At 60.5% G+C, this 775-nt stretch carries 1 protein-coding gene; it reads right to left on the bottom strand.

Annotated features, from left to right (window positions below):
- Window positions 1-107: 107 nt before the first annotated feature.
- The coding region (locus EBE87_RS28500) for a TetR/AcrR family transcriptional regulator (protein ID WP_147426331.1) at window positions 108-775 on the bottom strand (668 nt) is incomplete at its 5' end.

Raw genomic sequence — 775 nt, 5'->3', positions numbered from 1 at the left:
TCCGTTTCCTTTCGATTTTTTAGTATTGGGTCCACCGGACGGACCGACGGAGCGCGGTATTCCACGACCGTCTTCACCGCTGGAGGCGCAGAGAATTAAGTGATCGGTCACCTGATGGACCTCGAACCATTCGATTGCTTGCGGTGGTCACCACCGTCGCTGACCGAGGCATCCCAGCCGAGCATTGCGACTTCAGCCACACCCCGCAGATCTGCGACCGTCGCTCCGCTGCGCGCTTCGACAGACATGCCGTTCAGCACCGCTTCCGCAAACCGCGACAAAGCATGAGTGTCGACGAGCGGCGAAATCTCGCCGCCGGCGATCGCAAGTCGAACACGCTCTTCCAATCGGTCGAGTGTCAGCGCGCGCAGGCCTCTGATGAACTCGCGCAGTTCGGCAGTCTCATCGTCAACCGAGGCAAGGGTGACCATGCAGCCGCTAACTTCATCTACCCGACATTTGGCGAACAATTCTGCTGCGTCGAGCAACAGACATCGCACTGCTTCCCGCGCCGATTCGGCTGAGAAGAACCGCCCCCACGCCAGCGCGCCATAACTCTCGCGATAGTAGCGAAGCGTCTCCGCGTAGAGATCGGCCTTCGATCCGAATGCCGCGTAGAGACTGGGAGATCCTATTCCCATCGCCTCGCTAAGGTCGGCAATCGACGTCCCACGGAAGCCGCGGTGCCAGAATAGGCACGTTGCTTGTGCCAACGCGGCGTCTCGATCGAACTTACGCGGCCTGCCGCGAGTGCGAGGGCCTGAATTGACGCTAG

This window comes from Teichococcus wenyumeiae, assembly GCF_003696345.1.
GTDB classification, from domain to species: domain Bacteria; phylum Pseudomonadota; class Alphaproteobacteria; order Acetobacterales; family Acetobacteraceae; genus Pseudoroseomonas; species Pseudoroseomonas wenyumeiae.
Note: the sequence above shows the minus strand (reverse complement) of the source record. Positions and strands in the feature narration are given on the sequence as shown.